Origin of the sequence: Kitasatospora sp. NPDC051914 (assembly GCF_040680995.1) — a bacterium.
In the GTDB taxonomy this organism is placed as follows: domain Bacteria; phylum Actinomycetota; class Actinomycetes; order Streptomycetales; family Streptomycetaceae; genus Kitasatospora.
Window position 1 is genome coordinate 127,128 of sequence record NZ_JBFAXX010000004.1, and the last position, 14,173, is coordinate 141,300.

13 protein-coding genes are annotated in these 14,173 nt (G+C 74.9%); 10 read left to right on the forward strand and 3 right to left on the reverse strand.

Annotated elements, in window-relative coordinates:
* Position 1: 1 nt before the first annotated feature.
* From AB0M03_RS04845 to modA, 3 genes are read right to left on the reverse strand one after another with little or no spacing between them, the layout of a single operon-like run.
* Positions 2–1,063, reverse strand: a complete 1,062-nt coding sequence (locus AB0M03_RS04845; RefSeq protein ID WP_363488443.1) for an ABC transporter ATP-binding protein — start codon at positions 1,061–1,063, stop codon at positions 2–4.
* A 16-nt stretch (positions 1,064–1,079) separates the two neighbouring features.
* Positions 1,080–1,850 (reverse strand): ABC transporter permease, encoded by a 771-nt coding sequence (locus AB0M03_RS04850; RefSeq protein WP_363488552.1) that lies wholly within the window; start codon positions 1,848–1,850, stop codon positions 1,080–1,082.
* 50 nt (positions 1,851–1,900) lie between these two features.
* Positions 1,901–2,722, reverse strand: coding sequence for a molybdate ABC transporter substrate-binding protein (modA, locus tag AB0M03_RS04855; RefSeq protein ID WP_363488445.1), 822 nt, complete (start codon positions 2,720–2,722; stop codon positions 1,901–1,903).
* Between the two features lie 224 nt (positions 2,723–2,946).
* Between modA and AB0M03_RS04860 the strand changes: the two genes are divergently transcribed.
* The 10 genes from AB0M03_RS04860 (at position 2,947) to AB0M03_RS04905 (ending at position 13,859) form a co-directional block, all read left to right on the forward strand.
* Complete coding sequence (locus AB0M03_RS04860) at positions 2,947–4,014, forward strand: RNA ligase (ATP) (protein WP_363488447.1); 1,068 nt, start codon at positions 2,947–2,949, stop codon at positions 4,012–4,014.
* Between the two features lie 115 nt (positions 4,015–4,129).
* Positions 4,130–5,476, forward strand: a complete 1,347-nt coding sequence (locus AB0M03_RS04865; RefSeq protein WP_363488449.1) for a cytochrome P450 — start codon at positions 4,130–4,132, stop codon at positions 5,474–5,476.
* A 518-nt stretch (positions 5,477–5,994) separates the two neighbouring features.
* Positions 5,995–6,792, forward strand: a complete 798-nt coding sequence (locus AB0M03_RS04870) for an MHYT domain-containing protein (RefSeq protein WP_363488451.1) — start codon at positions 5,995–5,997, stop codon at positions 6,790–6,792.
* Between the two features lie 54 nt (positions 6,793–6,846).
* Positions 6,847–9,525 carry an ATP-binding protein gene (locus AB0M03_RS04875; RefSeq protein ID WP_363488453.1) on the forward strand — a complete coding sequence of 893 codons (2,679 nt, stop codon included), beginning with the start codon at positions 6,847–6,849 and terminating at the stop codon, positions 9,523–9,525.
* A complete protein-coding gene (locus AB0M03_RS04880) occupies positions 9,522–9,932 on the forward strand; it encodes a roadblock/LC7 domain-containing protein (RefSeq protein WP_363488455.1) in 411 nt (136 codons plus the stop codon). The genes AB0M03_RS04875 and AB0M03_RS04880 overlap by 4 nt, the downstream gene beginning before the upstream one ends.
* Before the next feature lie 104 nt (positions 9,933–10,036).
* Positions 10,037–10,366 (forward strand): DUF742 domain-containing protein, encoded by a 330-nt coding sequence (locus AB0M03_RS04885; protein ID WP_363488554.1) that lies wholly within the window; start codon positions 10,037–10,039, stop codon positions 10,364–10,366.
* Positions 10,347–10,940: an ATP/GTP-binding protein gene (locus AB0M03_RS04890; RefSeq protein WP_363488457.1), complete on the forward strand. Its 594-nt coding sequence runs from the start codon at positions 10,347–10,349 to the stop codon at positions 10,938–10,940. Before AB0M03_RS04885 ends, AB0M03_RS04890 begins: the two co-directional genes overlap by 20 nt.
* 233 nt (positions 10,941–11,173) lie before the next feature.
* The gene (locus AB0M03_RS04895) at positions 11,174–11,794 is read left to right on the forward strand and encodes a ScbR family autoregulator-binding transcription factor (protein ID WP_363488459.1); all 621 of its coding nucleotides are present in this window, start codon (positions 11,174–11,176) and stop codon (positions 11,792–11,794) included.
* A gap of 339 nt (positions 11,795–12,133) precedes the next feature.
* The gene (locus AB0M03_RS04900; RefSeq protein WP_363488461.1) at positions 12,134–12,787 is read left to right on the forward strand and encodes a TetR/AcrR family transcriptional regulator; all 654 of its coding nucleotides are present in this window, start codon (positions 12,134–12,136) and stop codon (positions 12,785–12,787) included.
* Between the two features lie 391 nt (positions 12,788–13,178).
* Positions 13,179–13,859 carry an HAD-IB family hydrolase gene (locus tag AB0M03_RS04905; RefSeq protein ID WP_363488463.1) on the forward strand — a complete coding sequence of 227 codons (681 nt, stop codon included), beginning with the start codon at positions 13,179–13,181 and terminating at the stop codon, positions 13,857–13,859.
* The last annotated feature ends 314 nt before the right edge of the window (positions 13,860–14,173 follow it).

The window sequence follows — 14,173 nt, forward strand, 5'->3', positions numbered from 1 at the left end:
ATCAGGCCGGGTAGGCGTGCGTCTGGGCGGCCTTGACGGTGGCCCAGACCTCGCTGCCGGGGGTGAGGTCGAGCTCGGCCGCGGCGGTGGGGGTGAGGTCGGCGGCGAGCGGCAGCGGGCCGGTCAGGTCGACCCGGATCCGGTCGCCGTGCAGGTCGAGTCCGGCGACGGTGAGCGGCCAGGCGTTGCGGGCGCTGGAGTCGGGGCGGCCGCGGTGCAGGGTGACGGCGGCCGGCGGGAAGGCCACGAAGGCCGGGCCGGCGAGTTCCTCGGAGGTGGTGAGGGCGGTGCCGTCCGGCAGGGTGACGGTGTGGCCGTCGGCGGTGCCGCGGTAGAGGTTGAGGCCGACCAGGCGGGCGATGTAGTCGGTGCGCGGGTGGCGGGCGATGTCGGCGGGTGCGCCGGACTGCACCTCGCGGCCGTCCTCGATCACCACCAGCCGGTCGGCGAGCACCATGGCGTCCAGCGGATCGTGCGTGACGAGCACCGCCACCGCCTCGAACTCGGCCAGGTGGCGGCGCAGTTGGGCCCGCACCTCCAGCCTGGTCCGGGCGTCCAGGGCGGCCAGCGGCTCGTCCAGCAGCAGCAGCCTGGGCCGCACCGCGAGCGCCCGGGCGAGGGCCACCCGCTGGGCCTGGCCGCCGGAGAGGCTGCGCGGGCGGGTGGCGGCGTGCTCGGCGAGGCCCATCCGCTCCAGCCAGGGCAGGGCGGCCGCCCGGGCGGCGGCCTTGCGCAGGCCCTGGCAGCGCAGGCCGAAGGCGATGTTGTCGAGGGCGCCGAGGTGCGGGAAGAGCAGGTAGTCCTGGAAGACCACGCCGACCGGGCGTTCCTCGGCGGGGGTGTGCAGCCCGGTCGCCGGGTCCTCCAGCACGGTGCCGTCGAGGGCGAGCCGGCCGGCGGTGAGCGGGAGGAGCCCGGCGAGCGCGCGCAGGGCGGTGGACTTGCCGGCGCCGTTGGGGCCGAGCAGGGCGACGACCTCGCCGGGGGCGGCGGTGAGGGTGAGGTCGAGCCGGAAGGCGGGGCGGTCGACCCGCAGCCGGGCGTCCAGGGCGGGCGGGGTCATCGGGGGCTCCGGGGGGTCACGGGGTCGACATCCAGCGTTCCCGCAGGCCGGCCAGGACGGCGATGGAGACGGCGAGCAGGACGAGGCTGAGCGCGATCGCGGCCTCCGGCTCGGACTCCATCGCCAGGTAGACGGCGAGCGGCATGGTCTGGGTGCGGCCCGGGAAGTTGCCGGCGAAGGTGATCGTCGCGCCGAACTCGCCGAGCGCCCGCGCCCAGGCCAGCACCGCGCCGGCCCCGATGCCGGGGGCGATCAGCGGCAGGGTGACCCGGCGGAAGGCGGTGAGCCGGGAGGCGCCGAGCGTGGCGGCGGCCTCCTCGTAGCGCGGGTCGGCGGCGCGCAGCGCCCCCTCCACGCTGATCACCAGGAACGGCATGGCGACGAACGCCTCGGCGAGCACCACGCCGGGTGTGGTGAACGGCAGGGTGATGCCGAAGGCGGAGTCCAGCCAGCGGCCGACGATGCCGTTGCGGCCGAGGACGAGCAGCAGGGCGACGCCGCCGACCACCGGCGGCAGCACCAGCGGCAGTGTCACCAGGGCCCGCACCAGCCGCCGGCCCGGCAGCTCGGTGCGGGCGAGCAGCCAGGCCAGCGGCACTCCGAGCACCAGCGACACCCCCGTGGCCGCCGTTGCGCAGATCAGTGAGAGCTTCAGGGCCTGCCAGACCTCCGGGCTGGAGAGTTGCTCGGGCAGCGCGCTCCACGGCGCGCGGACCAGCAGACCGGCCAGCGGCAGGACGAGGAAGGCCAGGCCCAGCAGGGCCGGGAGGAGCAGGGCGTACGGCACCCGCCCGCCGCCGCGCCGGGTGCGGCGGCGGGTCTCGGCCGGTGCGGTCGTCACGGGGTCTGGAAGCCCGCCGCGGTGAGGGCCTGCGCGGCCTCGGGCGACCGGATGTACTCGACGAAGGCGGCCGCGGCCGCGGCGTTGGGCGCCTTGGCGAGGGCGGCGATCGGGTAGTCGTTCACGGCCTTGGCGGCCTCGGGGAATTCCACGCCGTCGATCTTCGCAGCATCGGCCTTCACATCGGTCCGGTACACGAGCGAGGCGTCGACCTCGCCGAGCTCGACCTTGGTGAGGGCGCCCTTGACGTCCTGCTCCAGGGTGACCGGGGTGAGCTTCACACCGGCCGCGTCGAGGGCCTTCACGGCGGCGGCGCCGCAGGGCACCTGCTGTGCACAGAGCGCGACCTCGACGCCGGTGAGGTCCTTGAGGCCGGTGATGTGCTTGGGGTTGCCCTTGGGGACGGCGATCTCGAGGGTGTTCTTGACGAACACCTCGGGCTCGCCGTTCGCCGCCTCGGCGTCGGTGACGGTCTTCATGGTGGCCGGGCTGGCGGCGGCGAAGACGTCCGCGGGCGCGCCGGAGACGATGCTCCGGGCGAGCGCCGAGCTGCCGCCGAAGTTGAAGGTGATCTTGGTGCCGGGATTGGCGGCCTCGAACTTCTTGCCCAGCTGGGTGAAGGACTCCTTGAGCGAGGCGGCGGCGAAGACGGTGATGCTGCCGGACACCTTGGCGGCGGAGGACGCGGTCCCCGCGGAGGCGGCGGACGTCGGTGCGGTGGTGCTGCCCGAACCGCTGCTGCCGCAGGCGGTGAGGCCGGCGGCGAGTGCCGCGGCGGCGAGGACGGCAACGGCGGAACGGCGTCTGGCGGTGCTCATCGGGGTTCCCCTTCTGCCGCGCCGCTGGGAGGCGCGGAGGTGCGGTGACAACGCCGATCATACTGTCGCACCTGCGGTCCGGACGTCCCCTGTTTCATCGCACAGGCCAACATGCAGATGGCTTCCGGCTGGTATGTGCGATGCCCCGGCGGGAAAATCCCTGGCCCCGGTCGCCGGCCGCCCGTCAGAGTGGTCCCCCTCACGACAACGGGGGAGGGACGCCCATGTCCACACTGCGAGTCACCGCGGAACGCCTGACCATCCTGGAGCACCCGAACGCCGACGCCCTGGAGCTCGCGCAGATCGGCCTCTACCGCGCGGTGGTGGCCAAGGGCGCGTACCGGACCGGCGAGACCGCCGTGTACATCCCCGAGCAGGCCGTGCTGCCCGCCGGCCTGATCGAGGAGCTCGGACTGACCGGGCGCCTCGCCGGCTCCAACGCCGACCGCGTCAAGGCCGTACGGCTGCGCGGCGAGCTCTCCCAGGGCATCGTCTGCCGCCCGCGCGCGCTGGACGCCGTCGACCTGTCCGCCGCCGCCGACAGCGGCGAGGACTTCGCGGAGCTGCTCGGCATCACCAAGTGGCGGCCGCCGATCCCGACCGCGATGAACGGCGACGTCGAGGCCGCCCCCGACCTGCTGCCCTGGGTCGACATCGAGAACCTCAAGCGCTTCCCGACCGTCTTCGAGCCCGGCGAGCCCGTCGTCGTCACCGAGAAGGTGCACGGCAGCTGCTGCCTGGTCACGTACCACGCCGAGTCCGGCGAGGTGCAGGTCTCCTCCAAGGGCATCGGCGCCCAGGGCCTGGCGCTCAAGGAGGACGGCGGCAACCTCTACTGGCGCGCGGTGCGGGCGCACGGTGTTCCCGAGGTGGCCGCCGCCCTGGCCGAGCGGCTCGGCGCCAGCCGGGTCGGCGTCTTCGGCGAGGTCTTCGGCGCCGGAGTGCAGGACCTCACCTACGGCGCCTCCGGCCGTACCGAGCTGCCCGGCTACGCGGTCTTCGACGTGTCGGCCGTCGTCGACGGGCAACTGCGCTGGCTGGACGCCGCCGAGGTGCTCGCCGGGGAACTGCCCGTCGTCCCCGAGCTGTGGCGCGGCCCGTACGACCAGGCGGTCGTGCTGGAGCTCGCCGAGGGCCGGGAGACCGTCTCCGGCAAGGAACTCCACATCCGCGAGGGCGTGGTCGTCCGGCCGCAGACCGAGCGGTACAGCCCGGTGACCGGCGGCCGGGCCGTGGCCAAGGCCGTCGGCGGCGCCTACCTGACCCGCAAGGGCGGCACCGAGTACGAGTGACCCCGCCGGCCGTACGGCGCCCGGGGTGTGTCCCGATCCGCGGGACACACCCTGGCCCCCTGACGGATGCTCAGTTAGCTTGGGCACAGGAGTGATCCAACCGGAGGGGGAGACAGTGCAGGCCACCACGAGGACACCGGGCCCGACCGGGCTGCCGCTGATCGGTTCGATGCTCGACCTGACCCGCGACCCGCTGGCCGCCTACCTCGCCGCCCACCGCGAGCACGGCGACGTGGTGCGGTTCACCGCCGGGCCGCCCGGCCTGCGCGTCGAGTTCTTCATGGTGTTCTCCCCGGAAGGGGCGCAGCAGGTGCTCGCCACCCGCGCCGCGGACTTCCGCAAGGACAACACCATGTACGAGGAGGTCCGGCTCAGCCTCGGCAACGGCCTGCTCACCTCGCAGGACGCCGACTACCAGCGCCAGCGCCGGCTCGTCCAGCCGCTGTTCACCAAGCGGCGGGTCGACACCTACGCGGACGCCGTCGCCCTGGAGTCCGCCGCCCTGGTCGAGCGCTGGGCCGCGGTGCCGGACGGCGTGGTCGACGCGGCCGAGGAGATGTCCCGGTTCGCGCTGCGCGCCGTCGCCCGGATCCTCTTCGGCACCGACGTGGAGGAGGCGATAGGCGCCGTCCGCCGGTCCTTCCCGGTGCTCGGCGCCTACGTCCGCGACCGCGGCTTCGCCCCCGTCCGCATCCCCCGGCAGTGGCCCACCCCCGGCAACCGGGAGGCCCAGGCCGCCGAACGCGAACTGTACGCCGTGTGCGACGGCATCATCGCCCGCCGGGCCGGACAGGAGTCCGACGACCTGCTCGGGCTGCTCGCCGCCGCCCGCGGCGAGGACGGCGAACAGCTGGACGCCGCCGAACTCCGCGACCAGGTCCTGATCTTCCTGCTCGCCGGCCACGAGACCACCGCCACCTCGCTGGCCTTCGCCCTGCACCTGCTCGGCAAGCACCCCGAACACCAGAAGCGGGCCCGCGAGGAGGTCGAGGCGGTCCTCGGCGACCGCGCACCGCGCGCCGAGGACCTCGCCGCACTGCCGTACACCACCACCGTCCTCAAGGAGGCCATGCGGCTGTTCCCGGCCGCCGCGGTGATCGGCCGCCGCTCGGTGGTGGACTGCGAGATCGGCGGGGTGCACATCCCGGCCGGCTCGGACGTCCTGGTCACCCCGTACGTGACGCACCGGCACCCCGGCCACTGGGAGGATCCGGAGCGCTTCGACCCCGACCGCTTCACCCCGGAGCGGGAGGCCGGACGGCACCGCTACGCCTGGTTCCCGTTCGGCGGCGGCCCGCGGGCCTGCATCGGCCAGCACTTCTCGATGCTGGAGTCGGTGCTGGCCCTGGGGGCGCTGCTGCGGGAGTTCGAGGTGGAGGCCGTCGACACCGAGGTGCCCCTCGGTCAGGCCATCACCCTCGAGGCCCGCGGCCCCGTCCGCATCCGCCTCACCCGGAGGTAGCACTCGCCACCGAAGCAGTTGGGCACCCGGGGCGCTGGGGACACCTCGCGCCCCTGGGTGGGGAGCCCTGACACCGCCAGGCCGCAGGTGACCGCCGTCGCCGTGACGGCGGCCCGGGAACGGGTCAGGACAGGGGCATGGGGGAACGGGCTCCTTCACGGGGCCCGCTGGGGGTGGGAGAGGGCCACCACGGTCGACGCGACCGTGGGGGAGGGATGCCCCCGCGCAACGGTGGGGCGCGTCGTGCGGGCCGTCGTGGGCGTGACCCCAACGGCGCCCCGGAGCGGGCAGAAGGACGTGCGACGGGCCCTGTCCGCAACCGGGCATGACAGCCCGTCAGGGTGGACGGCACACGGAGCCTCCCCATTCGAGCACACTCGCCGCGAAGGGCGGGCAGCTTTTCACATCTTCGGGTGACTGCTTGCGGACGCTGGGTAGCGTCCTCCGCATCCGAGAGTCCCTTCGCACATGCGATCGGCATATGACCGACCGTCAGGTCACGTCCGCCGGAGGCCCCGATGGGAACCCTGAACCACCTCAGTTTCGGCTGGATCACACCGGCCGTCTCGTACCTGATGGCCTGCGTCGGCGCCGCACTCGGGCTGCGGTGCACGCTCCGGGCGCTCTCCGCGACCGGCCCCTCCCGCCGCAACTGGCTGCTCACCGCCGCCGCGGCGATCGGCTCCGGCATCTGGACCATGCACTTCATCGCCATGTTCGGCTTCTCCGTCGACGGCACCGAGCTGCGCTACGACGTCCCGCTGACCGTGCTCAGCCTGGTGGTCGCCGTGGTCGTCGTCGGCATCGGCGTCTTCACCGTCGGCTACGGCCGGCACCGCGGCCGCAGCCTGCTGCTGGGCGGCCTCACCACCGGTGTCGGGGTCGCCGCGATGCACTACCTCGGCATGGCGGCCCTGCGGCTGCACGGCAACGTCGAGTACACCCCGGCCACCGTCCTGCTGTCGGTCGCGGTCGCCGTCGGCGCCGCCACCGCCGCGCTCTGGGCCGCCGTCACCATCCGCAACGCGGTCGCCGCCGGCGGCGCCGCACTGGTGATGGGCGTCGCGGTCAGCTGCATGCACTACACCGGCATGGCCGCCGTCCACGTGCACATGGACCCGTCCCGCACCGAGCTCGGCGGTGCCACCCCGATGCAGTTCGTCTTCCCGCTGGCGGTCGGCCTCGGCTCCTTCCTCTTCCTCACCTCCGCGTTCGTCGCACTGTCCCCGACCGCCCAGGAGCGCGCTGCCTATCGCGAGGCCGGCGAGCTCGCCATCGAGGACCTCAATCCGACCGAGCTCGACCGCGCGGCCTGACCCGCCGCCCGTTCCGCGACGACGTGGCCCGACCGTCCGAAAGGACCCCACCCCATGCGAGTACGCCGCGGCACCCCGCGCAGTGCGTCGGCCGCAGGCCCAGGCACCACCGGCCGCAGCCCCGGCCGTTCCGGCCCCGCAGGCCGCCACCGCGGCGCCCACGCCCGCGAGGAGCAGCCCGGACATCCGCCCGCCGTGCCCGCCGCGCCCGCCGCCCGCGCGCACCGCCTCCGGCTGCGGCCCCGCACCGTCCGTGCCAGGATCGTCGCCCTGCTGATGGTGCCGGTGGTCTCGGTGATGGCGCTGTGGTCGTTCGCCTCCGTCACCACCGCCCGCTCCGTGTGGGACACCCTGCAGCTGCGCACCGTCGACCGGACCCTGCTCGAGCCGGTCGCCGCCACCGTCGCCGGCCTCCAGGCCGAACGCACCGCCGCCGGGCAGCTGCTCGCCGGCGGGCAGCCCGGCCGCCAGGACGCCCTGCGCGACGCCGCGGCCGCCACCGACCGCGCCGCGGGCCCGCTCCGCCTCGCCGACCGCTACAACCGGGCCGACGCCCAGGGCCTCGGCACCGAGACCGCCGGCCGCGTCGACGAACTCACCGCCGCCGTCGCCGCCCTGCCCGCCCTGCGGGCCAAGGTCCTCCAGCACCAGGCCGGCTGGCCGGAGACCTACGCCGCCTACACCGCCGCGGTCGACCGCGCCCTGGAGGTCACCGGCTCGGTCACCGCCCTGCAGGACCACCGCGTCGCCTCCGACGCCCGTGTCCTGCTGGAACTCGCCCGCGCCCGCGAACTGCTCGCCCGCGAGGACGCCCTGCTGCGGGCCGGCCAGACCGCCGGCCGCCTCGACGAGGCCCAGCACCGCGACTTCGGCGCCGCCGTCTACGCCCGCCGGCTCTTCGAACAGACCGCCGCCCGCGACCTGCGCCCCGCCGACCGCTCCGCCCTGCTCGCCGTCACCGGCGGCGCCGACTACCGCGAACTCGCCCGGGCCGAGGACGCCGTCCGGGACGCGGCCGACGGCCGGGCCGCCGTCCAGGCCGCCCCCGCCGACCGCTGGGCCGACCTCGCCGACGCCACCGCCCGCAACCTCGCCGCCGTCCAGCACGCCGCCGGCAGCGCCGCCACCGAACGCTCCGACCCGTACGCGCTCGGCCTGTTCACCCCCGCGGGCCTGGCCGTGCTGCTCGGCCTGGCCGCCGTGATCGCCTCCCTGCTGATCTCCGTGCAGATCGGCCGCGGCCTGGTCACCGAACTCATCGGCCTGCGCAACTCCGCCCTCGAACTCGCCGGGCGCACCCTGCCCGGCACCATGCGGCGGCTGCGCGCCGGCGAGGAGATCGACATCGAGGCGGAGGCGCCGCTGCGCCCGCACGGCGGCGACGAGATCGGACAGGTGCACGGCGCCCTCGGCCGGGTGCAGCGGGCCGCCGTCACCGCCGCCGTGGAGCGCGCCGAGGTGCTCTCCGGCGTCTCCGGCGTCTTCGTCAACCTGGCCCGGCGCAGCCAGGTCCTGGTGCACCGCCAGCTCACCCTGCTGGACGCCATGGAACGGCGCACCGAGGACCCGGCGGAGCTGGAGGACCTCTTCCGGCTCGACCACCTCACCACCCGGATGCGGCGCCACGCCGAGGGCCTGATCATCCTCTCCGGCGCCGCCCCCGGCCGGGCCTGGCGCAGGCCCGTCCCGCTGGTGGACGTGGTCCGGGCCGCCGTCGCCGAGGTCGAGGAGTACGCGCGGGTCGAGGTGCACCGGCTGCCGTACGCGGCGGTCGCCGGCCAGTCCGTCGCCGACCTCACCCACCTGGTCGCCGAACTCGTCGAGAACGCCACCGGATTCTCCCCGCCGCACACCAAGGTCCACGTCCGCGGCGAGCAGGTCGGCAACGGCTACGCACTGGAGATCGAGGACCGCGGCCTCGGCATGGGCCCCGAGGCGCTCGCCGACGCCAACCGGCGGATCGAGGCCTCCGAGCAGGTCGACCTCTTCGACAGCGACCGGCTCGGCCTGTTCGTGGTCAGCCGCCTGGCCCGCCGACACGGTGTCAGGGTCGCCCTGCGGCCCTCCGCGTACGGCGGCACCACGGCGGTGGTGCTGCTGCCGAACGCCCTGCTGGAGACCCGTCCGGTGGAGGGCGGGCCGCTGGACGCCGAGCCGGTGGAGGGCGTGCCGGTGGAGGCCGCGCCCGAACGGCCCCGGCCCGCCGCCGTGCACCAGCCGGCACCCGTCGTCGCCCAGGTCGAGTCGCCCCCGCCCGCAGCCCCGGCACCCCGGCCCGCCCCGGCACCCCGGCCCGCCCCGGCGCCGGTACGTCCGCTGCCGACCGCCGCGCCGTTCGGCGCCCTCGGCACCGACCCCGGGGTGCTGCGCCCCACCCCGTTCCGGGCCGACGGAGCCCGGCCCGCCCCGGCCGTCCCCGCACGCCGCCCGGTGCCCGTACAGGCGCCTCCGCCCGTCCCGGCCGCCGCACCGAGGACGGCGGCCCCGCAGCCGCCCGCGGCCGGCCCCGGCGACGGCGAACTGCCCCGGCGGGTGCGCCAGGCCAGCCTCGTCCCGCAGCTGCGCGAGGCCCCGGAGAAGCCGCGGCCCGCGCCGCGCCGGGACGGCGGGCAGCCGGTCGGCCGCAACCCCGAGGAGGCGCGTGCCGCGATGTCCGCCTTCCAGCGCGGCTGGGCCCGCGGTGCCACCGAGCAACCGACCCGACCGAACACCGACGGAGGAGAGCACAGATGATCGGCACCACGCACCACGCGGGAGAGCTCAACTGGCTGCTCGACGAGCTCGTCTCCCGGGTCACCCAGGTCAGATACGCCGTGATGCTCTCCGCCGACGGCCTGGCGATGGGCACCTCCGCCGGGCTCGGCCGCGAGGACGGCGAGCACCTGGCGGCCGTCGCCTCCGGCTTCCACAGCCTGGCCAAGGGTGCCGGACGGCACTTCGACGCCGGCGAGGTCCGCCAGACCATGGTCGAACTCGAGCACGGCTTCCTCTTCGTGGCGGCCGCCGGCGAGGGCACCTGCCTGGCGGTCTTCTCCACCGCCGACGCCGACCTCGGCCTGGTCGCCTACGAGATGGCCCGGCTGGTGCGCCGGGTCGGCGAGCACCTGTACGCCGCACCGCGCGGCACGGTGGGGGGTTGACGCCGATGCCGTACCCGCCGCGCCGCTACCTGCCCGGCAGCCCGTTCGGCTACCCGCCGCAGCCGGACGTCCCCGTCCAGTGGTTCGACGACGCGGCCGGCCCGATGGTCCGGCCGTACGCGATGACCAGGGGCCGCACCCGGCCGTCCGGCCAGCAGTTCGACCTGATCGCGCTGGTGGTCAGCGACGTGCCCGAGGGCGTGGAGCTGCCGGTCGGCCCCGAACAGGCCGTCATCCTCGAGATCTGCCGCGGCAACGCGCTCTCCGTCGCGGAGATCGCCGCCGACGTGGACCTGCCGCTCGGCGTGGTGCGGGTGCTGCTCGGCGACCTGCTCGAAGCCGAGTACATCCGGGTCAGCCGGCCCGTCCCGCCCGCCCTGCTCCCCGACGAGCACATCCTCCTGGAGGTCATCAATGGACTCCGCGCTCTCTGACGGTTCCGTGCTCGCCCTGAAGATCCTGGTCGCCGGGGGCTTCGGGGTGGGCAAGACGACGCTGGTCGGCTCGGTGAGCGAGATCCGTCCGCTGCGCACCGAGGAGCAGCTGACGGCGGCCGGCCGCGGCGTGGACGACCTGGGCGGCGTGGAGCAGAAGACCACCACCACGGTGGCGATGGACTTCGGCCGGATCACCATCCGGGACGGCCTGTCCGTGTACCTCTTCGGCACCCCCGGCCAGGACCGCTTCTGGTTCCTGTGGGACGAGCTGGCGCAGGGGGCGCTCGGCGCCGTGGTGCTGGCCGACACCCGGCGGCTGACGGACTGCTTCCCGGCGGTGGACTTCTTCGAGCACCGGGGCATCCCGTTCGTGGTGGCGGTGAACCGGTTCTCCGGCACCCGGGACTTCGGCCCGGAGGAGGTCTCCCGCGCGCTCGACCTGGACGAGGAGACCCCGGTGGTGGTGTGCGACGCCCGGATGCGCGCCTCGGGCAAGGAGGTGCTGGTCAACCTGGTCGAGCACGCCGGCCGGGTGCACGCGGCCAGACTCCTCGCCGACACCCGCCGCTGACCGCGTCGGCAGCCGTCCGCCAGGCCCGCCCAGACCTCTCCGGGCGGGCCGCTTTCACATACCGACCGGTTCGTACCGATGGAACACCGCTCGGCTGACAAGCCCACTTCTGCGACCGGCGGGCCTTGGTGCCGCGAAACAAACCTACGGGATCGACTGTTTCCTCGTCGGATGTACTGCGCAGTGCACTACGATGCGCTCCGAATCGGAGCGAGGTCGGGAGGAAGCCCGTGGTGAGGCAGGAGAGGGCGGAGCGGACCCGCCAGAAGATCGTCGAGGCCGCGGCCGAGGTGTTCGACCAGTGCGGTTTCGCGGGTGCCAGCGTGTCGGAGATCCTCGCCCGGGCCGGTGTCACCAAGGGCGCCCTGTACTTCCACTTCCCCTCCAAGGAGGCCATCGCGGAGGAGATCCAGGGCGCGGAGGTCGGCACCCTGGAGACCGCCGCCACCGCGTCGGGCCCCTTCCTGCAGGCCGTCATCGACGTCTCGTACGCCATGGCGGCGGCCCTGCGGGAGAGCCCGACCGTGCGCGCGAGCATCCGGCTGGCGATCGAGAGCTCCTTCTCCGAGCCCTCGCCCGGGCCGTACACGGCCTCCATCGACCTGGTCCGGACCCTCCTGCTGCGCGCCCAGGGCGAGGGCTCCGTCCGGATGGACCTGGACGTCGACGCGGCGGCCCGGTTCGTCGTCAGCTCGTTCACCGGCGCGCAGATCGTGTCCCAGGTCTTCACGCGCCGCGAGGACCTGGAGGAGCGCCTGGCCGAGCTCTGGGCCTTCATCCTGCCGGGCCTGGCCGTGCCGGAGCGGATCGGACGGCTCCGCCTGCACGCGCCGGAGGCCGTGCCGGCCGGCTGACCGGCCGTCACCCCGGCCGGTCCGTCCGGCCCGCCGGCTGCCCCGCGCCCGGCCGGCGCGTGTCGCGCTCCCGCGTGCCGGGCCCCGTTCCGTCCCCGCGCCTTCGGCGCGCCCCGCGCCTTCGGCGCGCCCCGCGCCTTCGGCGCGCCCCGCGCCTTCGGCGCGCCCCGCGCCGACGGCATGTGCCGAGTTCCGCGTTTTCCGAATGGGTGGGGTTCAGGGGGAAATAATTGTCGCGATCTCGTCAGCTGACACTGTTTATAACAGCGACTCCGGTCTGCTTCAATGCGTTCCGCGGGTCGCTGTGCTTCGGGACCGCAGAGGAGAGGTGGGGTCGCCGTGCCCAGTCAGGAGCGTGCCGAGCGGACCAGGCGGCGCTTGATCGTCGCCGCGGCGTCGGTCATCGACGAGCCGCCGGTGGAGGTGCTCGGCGGCGAGGCGCTGCCCGGGCTGGATGTGATCAGCCGGGCCGCCGGGGTGTCCAAGGGGGCGCTCTACTACCACTTCAGGTCCAAGGGCGAGCTGGTCGACGCCGTCCGCGAGGAGGCCCGGCGCGAACTGCGGCGGCTGACCGCCGCCTGCGTGGCCTCGCACGGCCCCGGGGCCGGGCTGGACGCGGTGGTGGACGTGGCCGTGGCGGTCGCCCGCCTGCTGGACGGCGACCCGGTGTGCCGGGCCGGCGTCCGGCTGGACCGTGCGGAAGGGCTGGCGCTGGGCCCCGACGGCGGGCCCCCGGAGTGGATGGCGCCGGTCTGCGCCCTGCTCACCGCCGCGGCGGAGCGCGGCGAGCTGCGGGACGGCGTGGAGCCGGCCGAGGTGGGGATGGCGCTGACCGCCATGGCCGTCGGGGTGCTGCTGGTCTGCGAGCGCAATCCGGAGGTGGCCCGCACCGGCATGGTCGCCCGGTTGTGGGGTGCGGTGCTGCCGGGGCTGGCGGCGCCCGGATGTTCGGACGCGGACCGTCCGCTTCTGCTCGGGGGTGTGCGGCTCTGACTCCCGGCTCCGCCGTGGGTGCCGCTGTCCTCGGCAATTGACAAACCGATCGGTCGGTTATTGAACCATTCCTGTGGGGGCGCGGAACGCGCGGATGCGGCTCCGGAAACCGTCGATTCGTGAGAGGACGCGCCCCATGTCGTTGCAGGGCCGGCGAACACGCCTACTGCACCCAGGGCGGCCCGCTCGACCTGGACGAGGCCGGACCCGGCGCCGCGGCCACCCGGCTCCCGGTCGTGGTGGACGTCCGCCGGCACGACGAGTCGATCGTCCGGTTCGTCCTCTCCCTGGCCCGCATTCGTAGCCAGGAGGCTGTACCCCGGCGGGAGTTGCCGTCGCAACAGCCGGGCGCTCCCGGCCCCCGCACCGATACGACAGCCACGGAGGACCCATGCCCAGTACCGCCGGTGCGTTCTTCGACGTGGACGAGACGCTCGTCCGGGTCAAGAGCATGCTGCACTTCCTCGAGTTCTACCTGCGCCGCCGAGGCGAGCCGGAGGGCACCTTCCAGCGGCTCACCGCCGGCCTCAAGGCCGCCGCTGCCGCCGGCACCCCGCGGCAGGTCGTCAACCGCGAGTACTACCGCCTCTACGCGGGGGAGAGCGCCGAGCGGCTCGCCTCGGCCGGCGAGGCGTGGTTCGAACGAGCGGCGGAGCGCGGCCTGTTCGTTCCCGAGGCGGTCGCCGAGGTGGAACGGCACCGGGCGGCCGGGGACTTCGTCGTCCTGGTGTCCGGCTCGTTCTTCGCCTGCCTGGACCCGATCGCGGCGCGGCTGCGGGCCGACTGGACGTTCGGCACCCGGCCCGTGGTCCGCGGCGGCCGGCTCACCGGCGAAGTGGTCGTCCCGGTGATCGGCGAGGTGAAGGCCCGGGTGGCCTCGGCGGTGGCCGGCGTCCGCGGCCTGGACCTGGCCCGCTCCGCGGCGTACGGGGACCACGGCAGCGACCTGCCGCTGCTCTCCGCGGTGGGCCGGCCGGTGGCGGTCGGCCACGACCCGGTGCTGACGGCGCACGCCGAACTCGCCGGCTGGCGGCGGCTGGTGCCCGCCGGGCCGGTCGGGGCGGCGGTCTGAGCCGCCCCGCCGGTCACCGCGCTGTCCGCGCGCTTCCTGGAGTACGTCGAGTTCGGCGAGCCCTGCCTCGTCCGGGCCGAACCGGGCGCGGCCGCGGCGCGCAGGACGTCCGTCGAGGTCGTCATGGAGCAGGCCGGCGGGACCGTCGCCCGCGGCAGCCTCCGCGTCGGTCCCACCGGCTGACCCTCCGTCGGGCCCCGGCCGCGGCCTGCGGGCCGGCGACGGTCACTCCCGGCCGGGGCCTTCGCCAGTACCTCCGTGCAGCGGCCCAGCAGGGCGAACAGGGCGGCGCGCTCCTCGTCGTCGAACTCCGC

What these genes read in the sequence shown, in the direction of transcription:
- AB0M03_RS04845 (WP_363488443.1), bottom strand. Translation starts at nt 1,063, where the DNA reads ATGACCCCGCCCGCCCTGGACGCCCGGCTGCGGGTCGACCGCCCCGCC.
- modA (WP_363488445.1), bottom strand. Translation starts at nt 2,722, where the DNA reads ATGAGCACCGCCAGACGCCGTTCCGCCGTTGCCGTCCTCGCCGCCGCG.
- AB0M03_RS04860 (WP_363488447.1), top strand. Translation starts at nt 2,947, where the DNA reads ATGTCCACACTGCGAGTCACCGCGGAACGCCTGACCATCCTGGAGCAC.
- AB0M03_RS04870 (WP_363488451.1), top strand. Translation starts at nt 5,995, where the DNA reads ATGGGAACCCTGAACCACCTCAGTTTCGGCTGGATCACACCGGCCGTC.
- AB0M03_RS04875 (WP_363488453.1), top strand. Translation starts at nt 6,847, where the DNA reads ATGCGAGTACGCCGCGGCACCCCGCGCAGTGCGTCGGCCGCAGGCCCA.
- AB0M03_RS04880 (WP_363488455.1), top strand. Translation starts at nt 9,522, where the DNA reads ATGATCGGCACCACGCACCACGCGGGAGAGCTCAACTGGCTGCTCGAC.
- AB0M03_RS04885 (WP_363488554.1), top strand. Translation starts at nt 10,037, where the DNA reads ATGGTCCGGCCGTACGCGATGACCAGGGGCCGCACCCGGCCGTCCGGC.
- AB0M03_RS04890 (WP_363488457.1), top strand. Translation starts at nt 10,347, where the DNA reads ATGGACTCCGCGCTCTCTGACGGTTCCGTGCTCGCCCTGAAGATCCTG.
- AB0M03_RS04905 (WP_363488463.1), top strand. Translation starts at nt 13,179, where the DNA reads ATGCCCAGTACCGCCGGTGCGTTCTTCGACGTGGACGAGACGCTCGTC.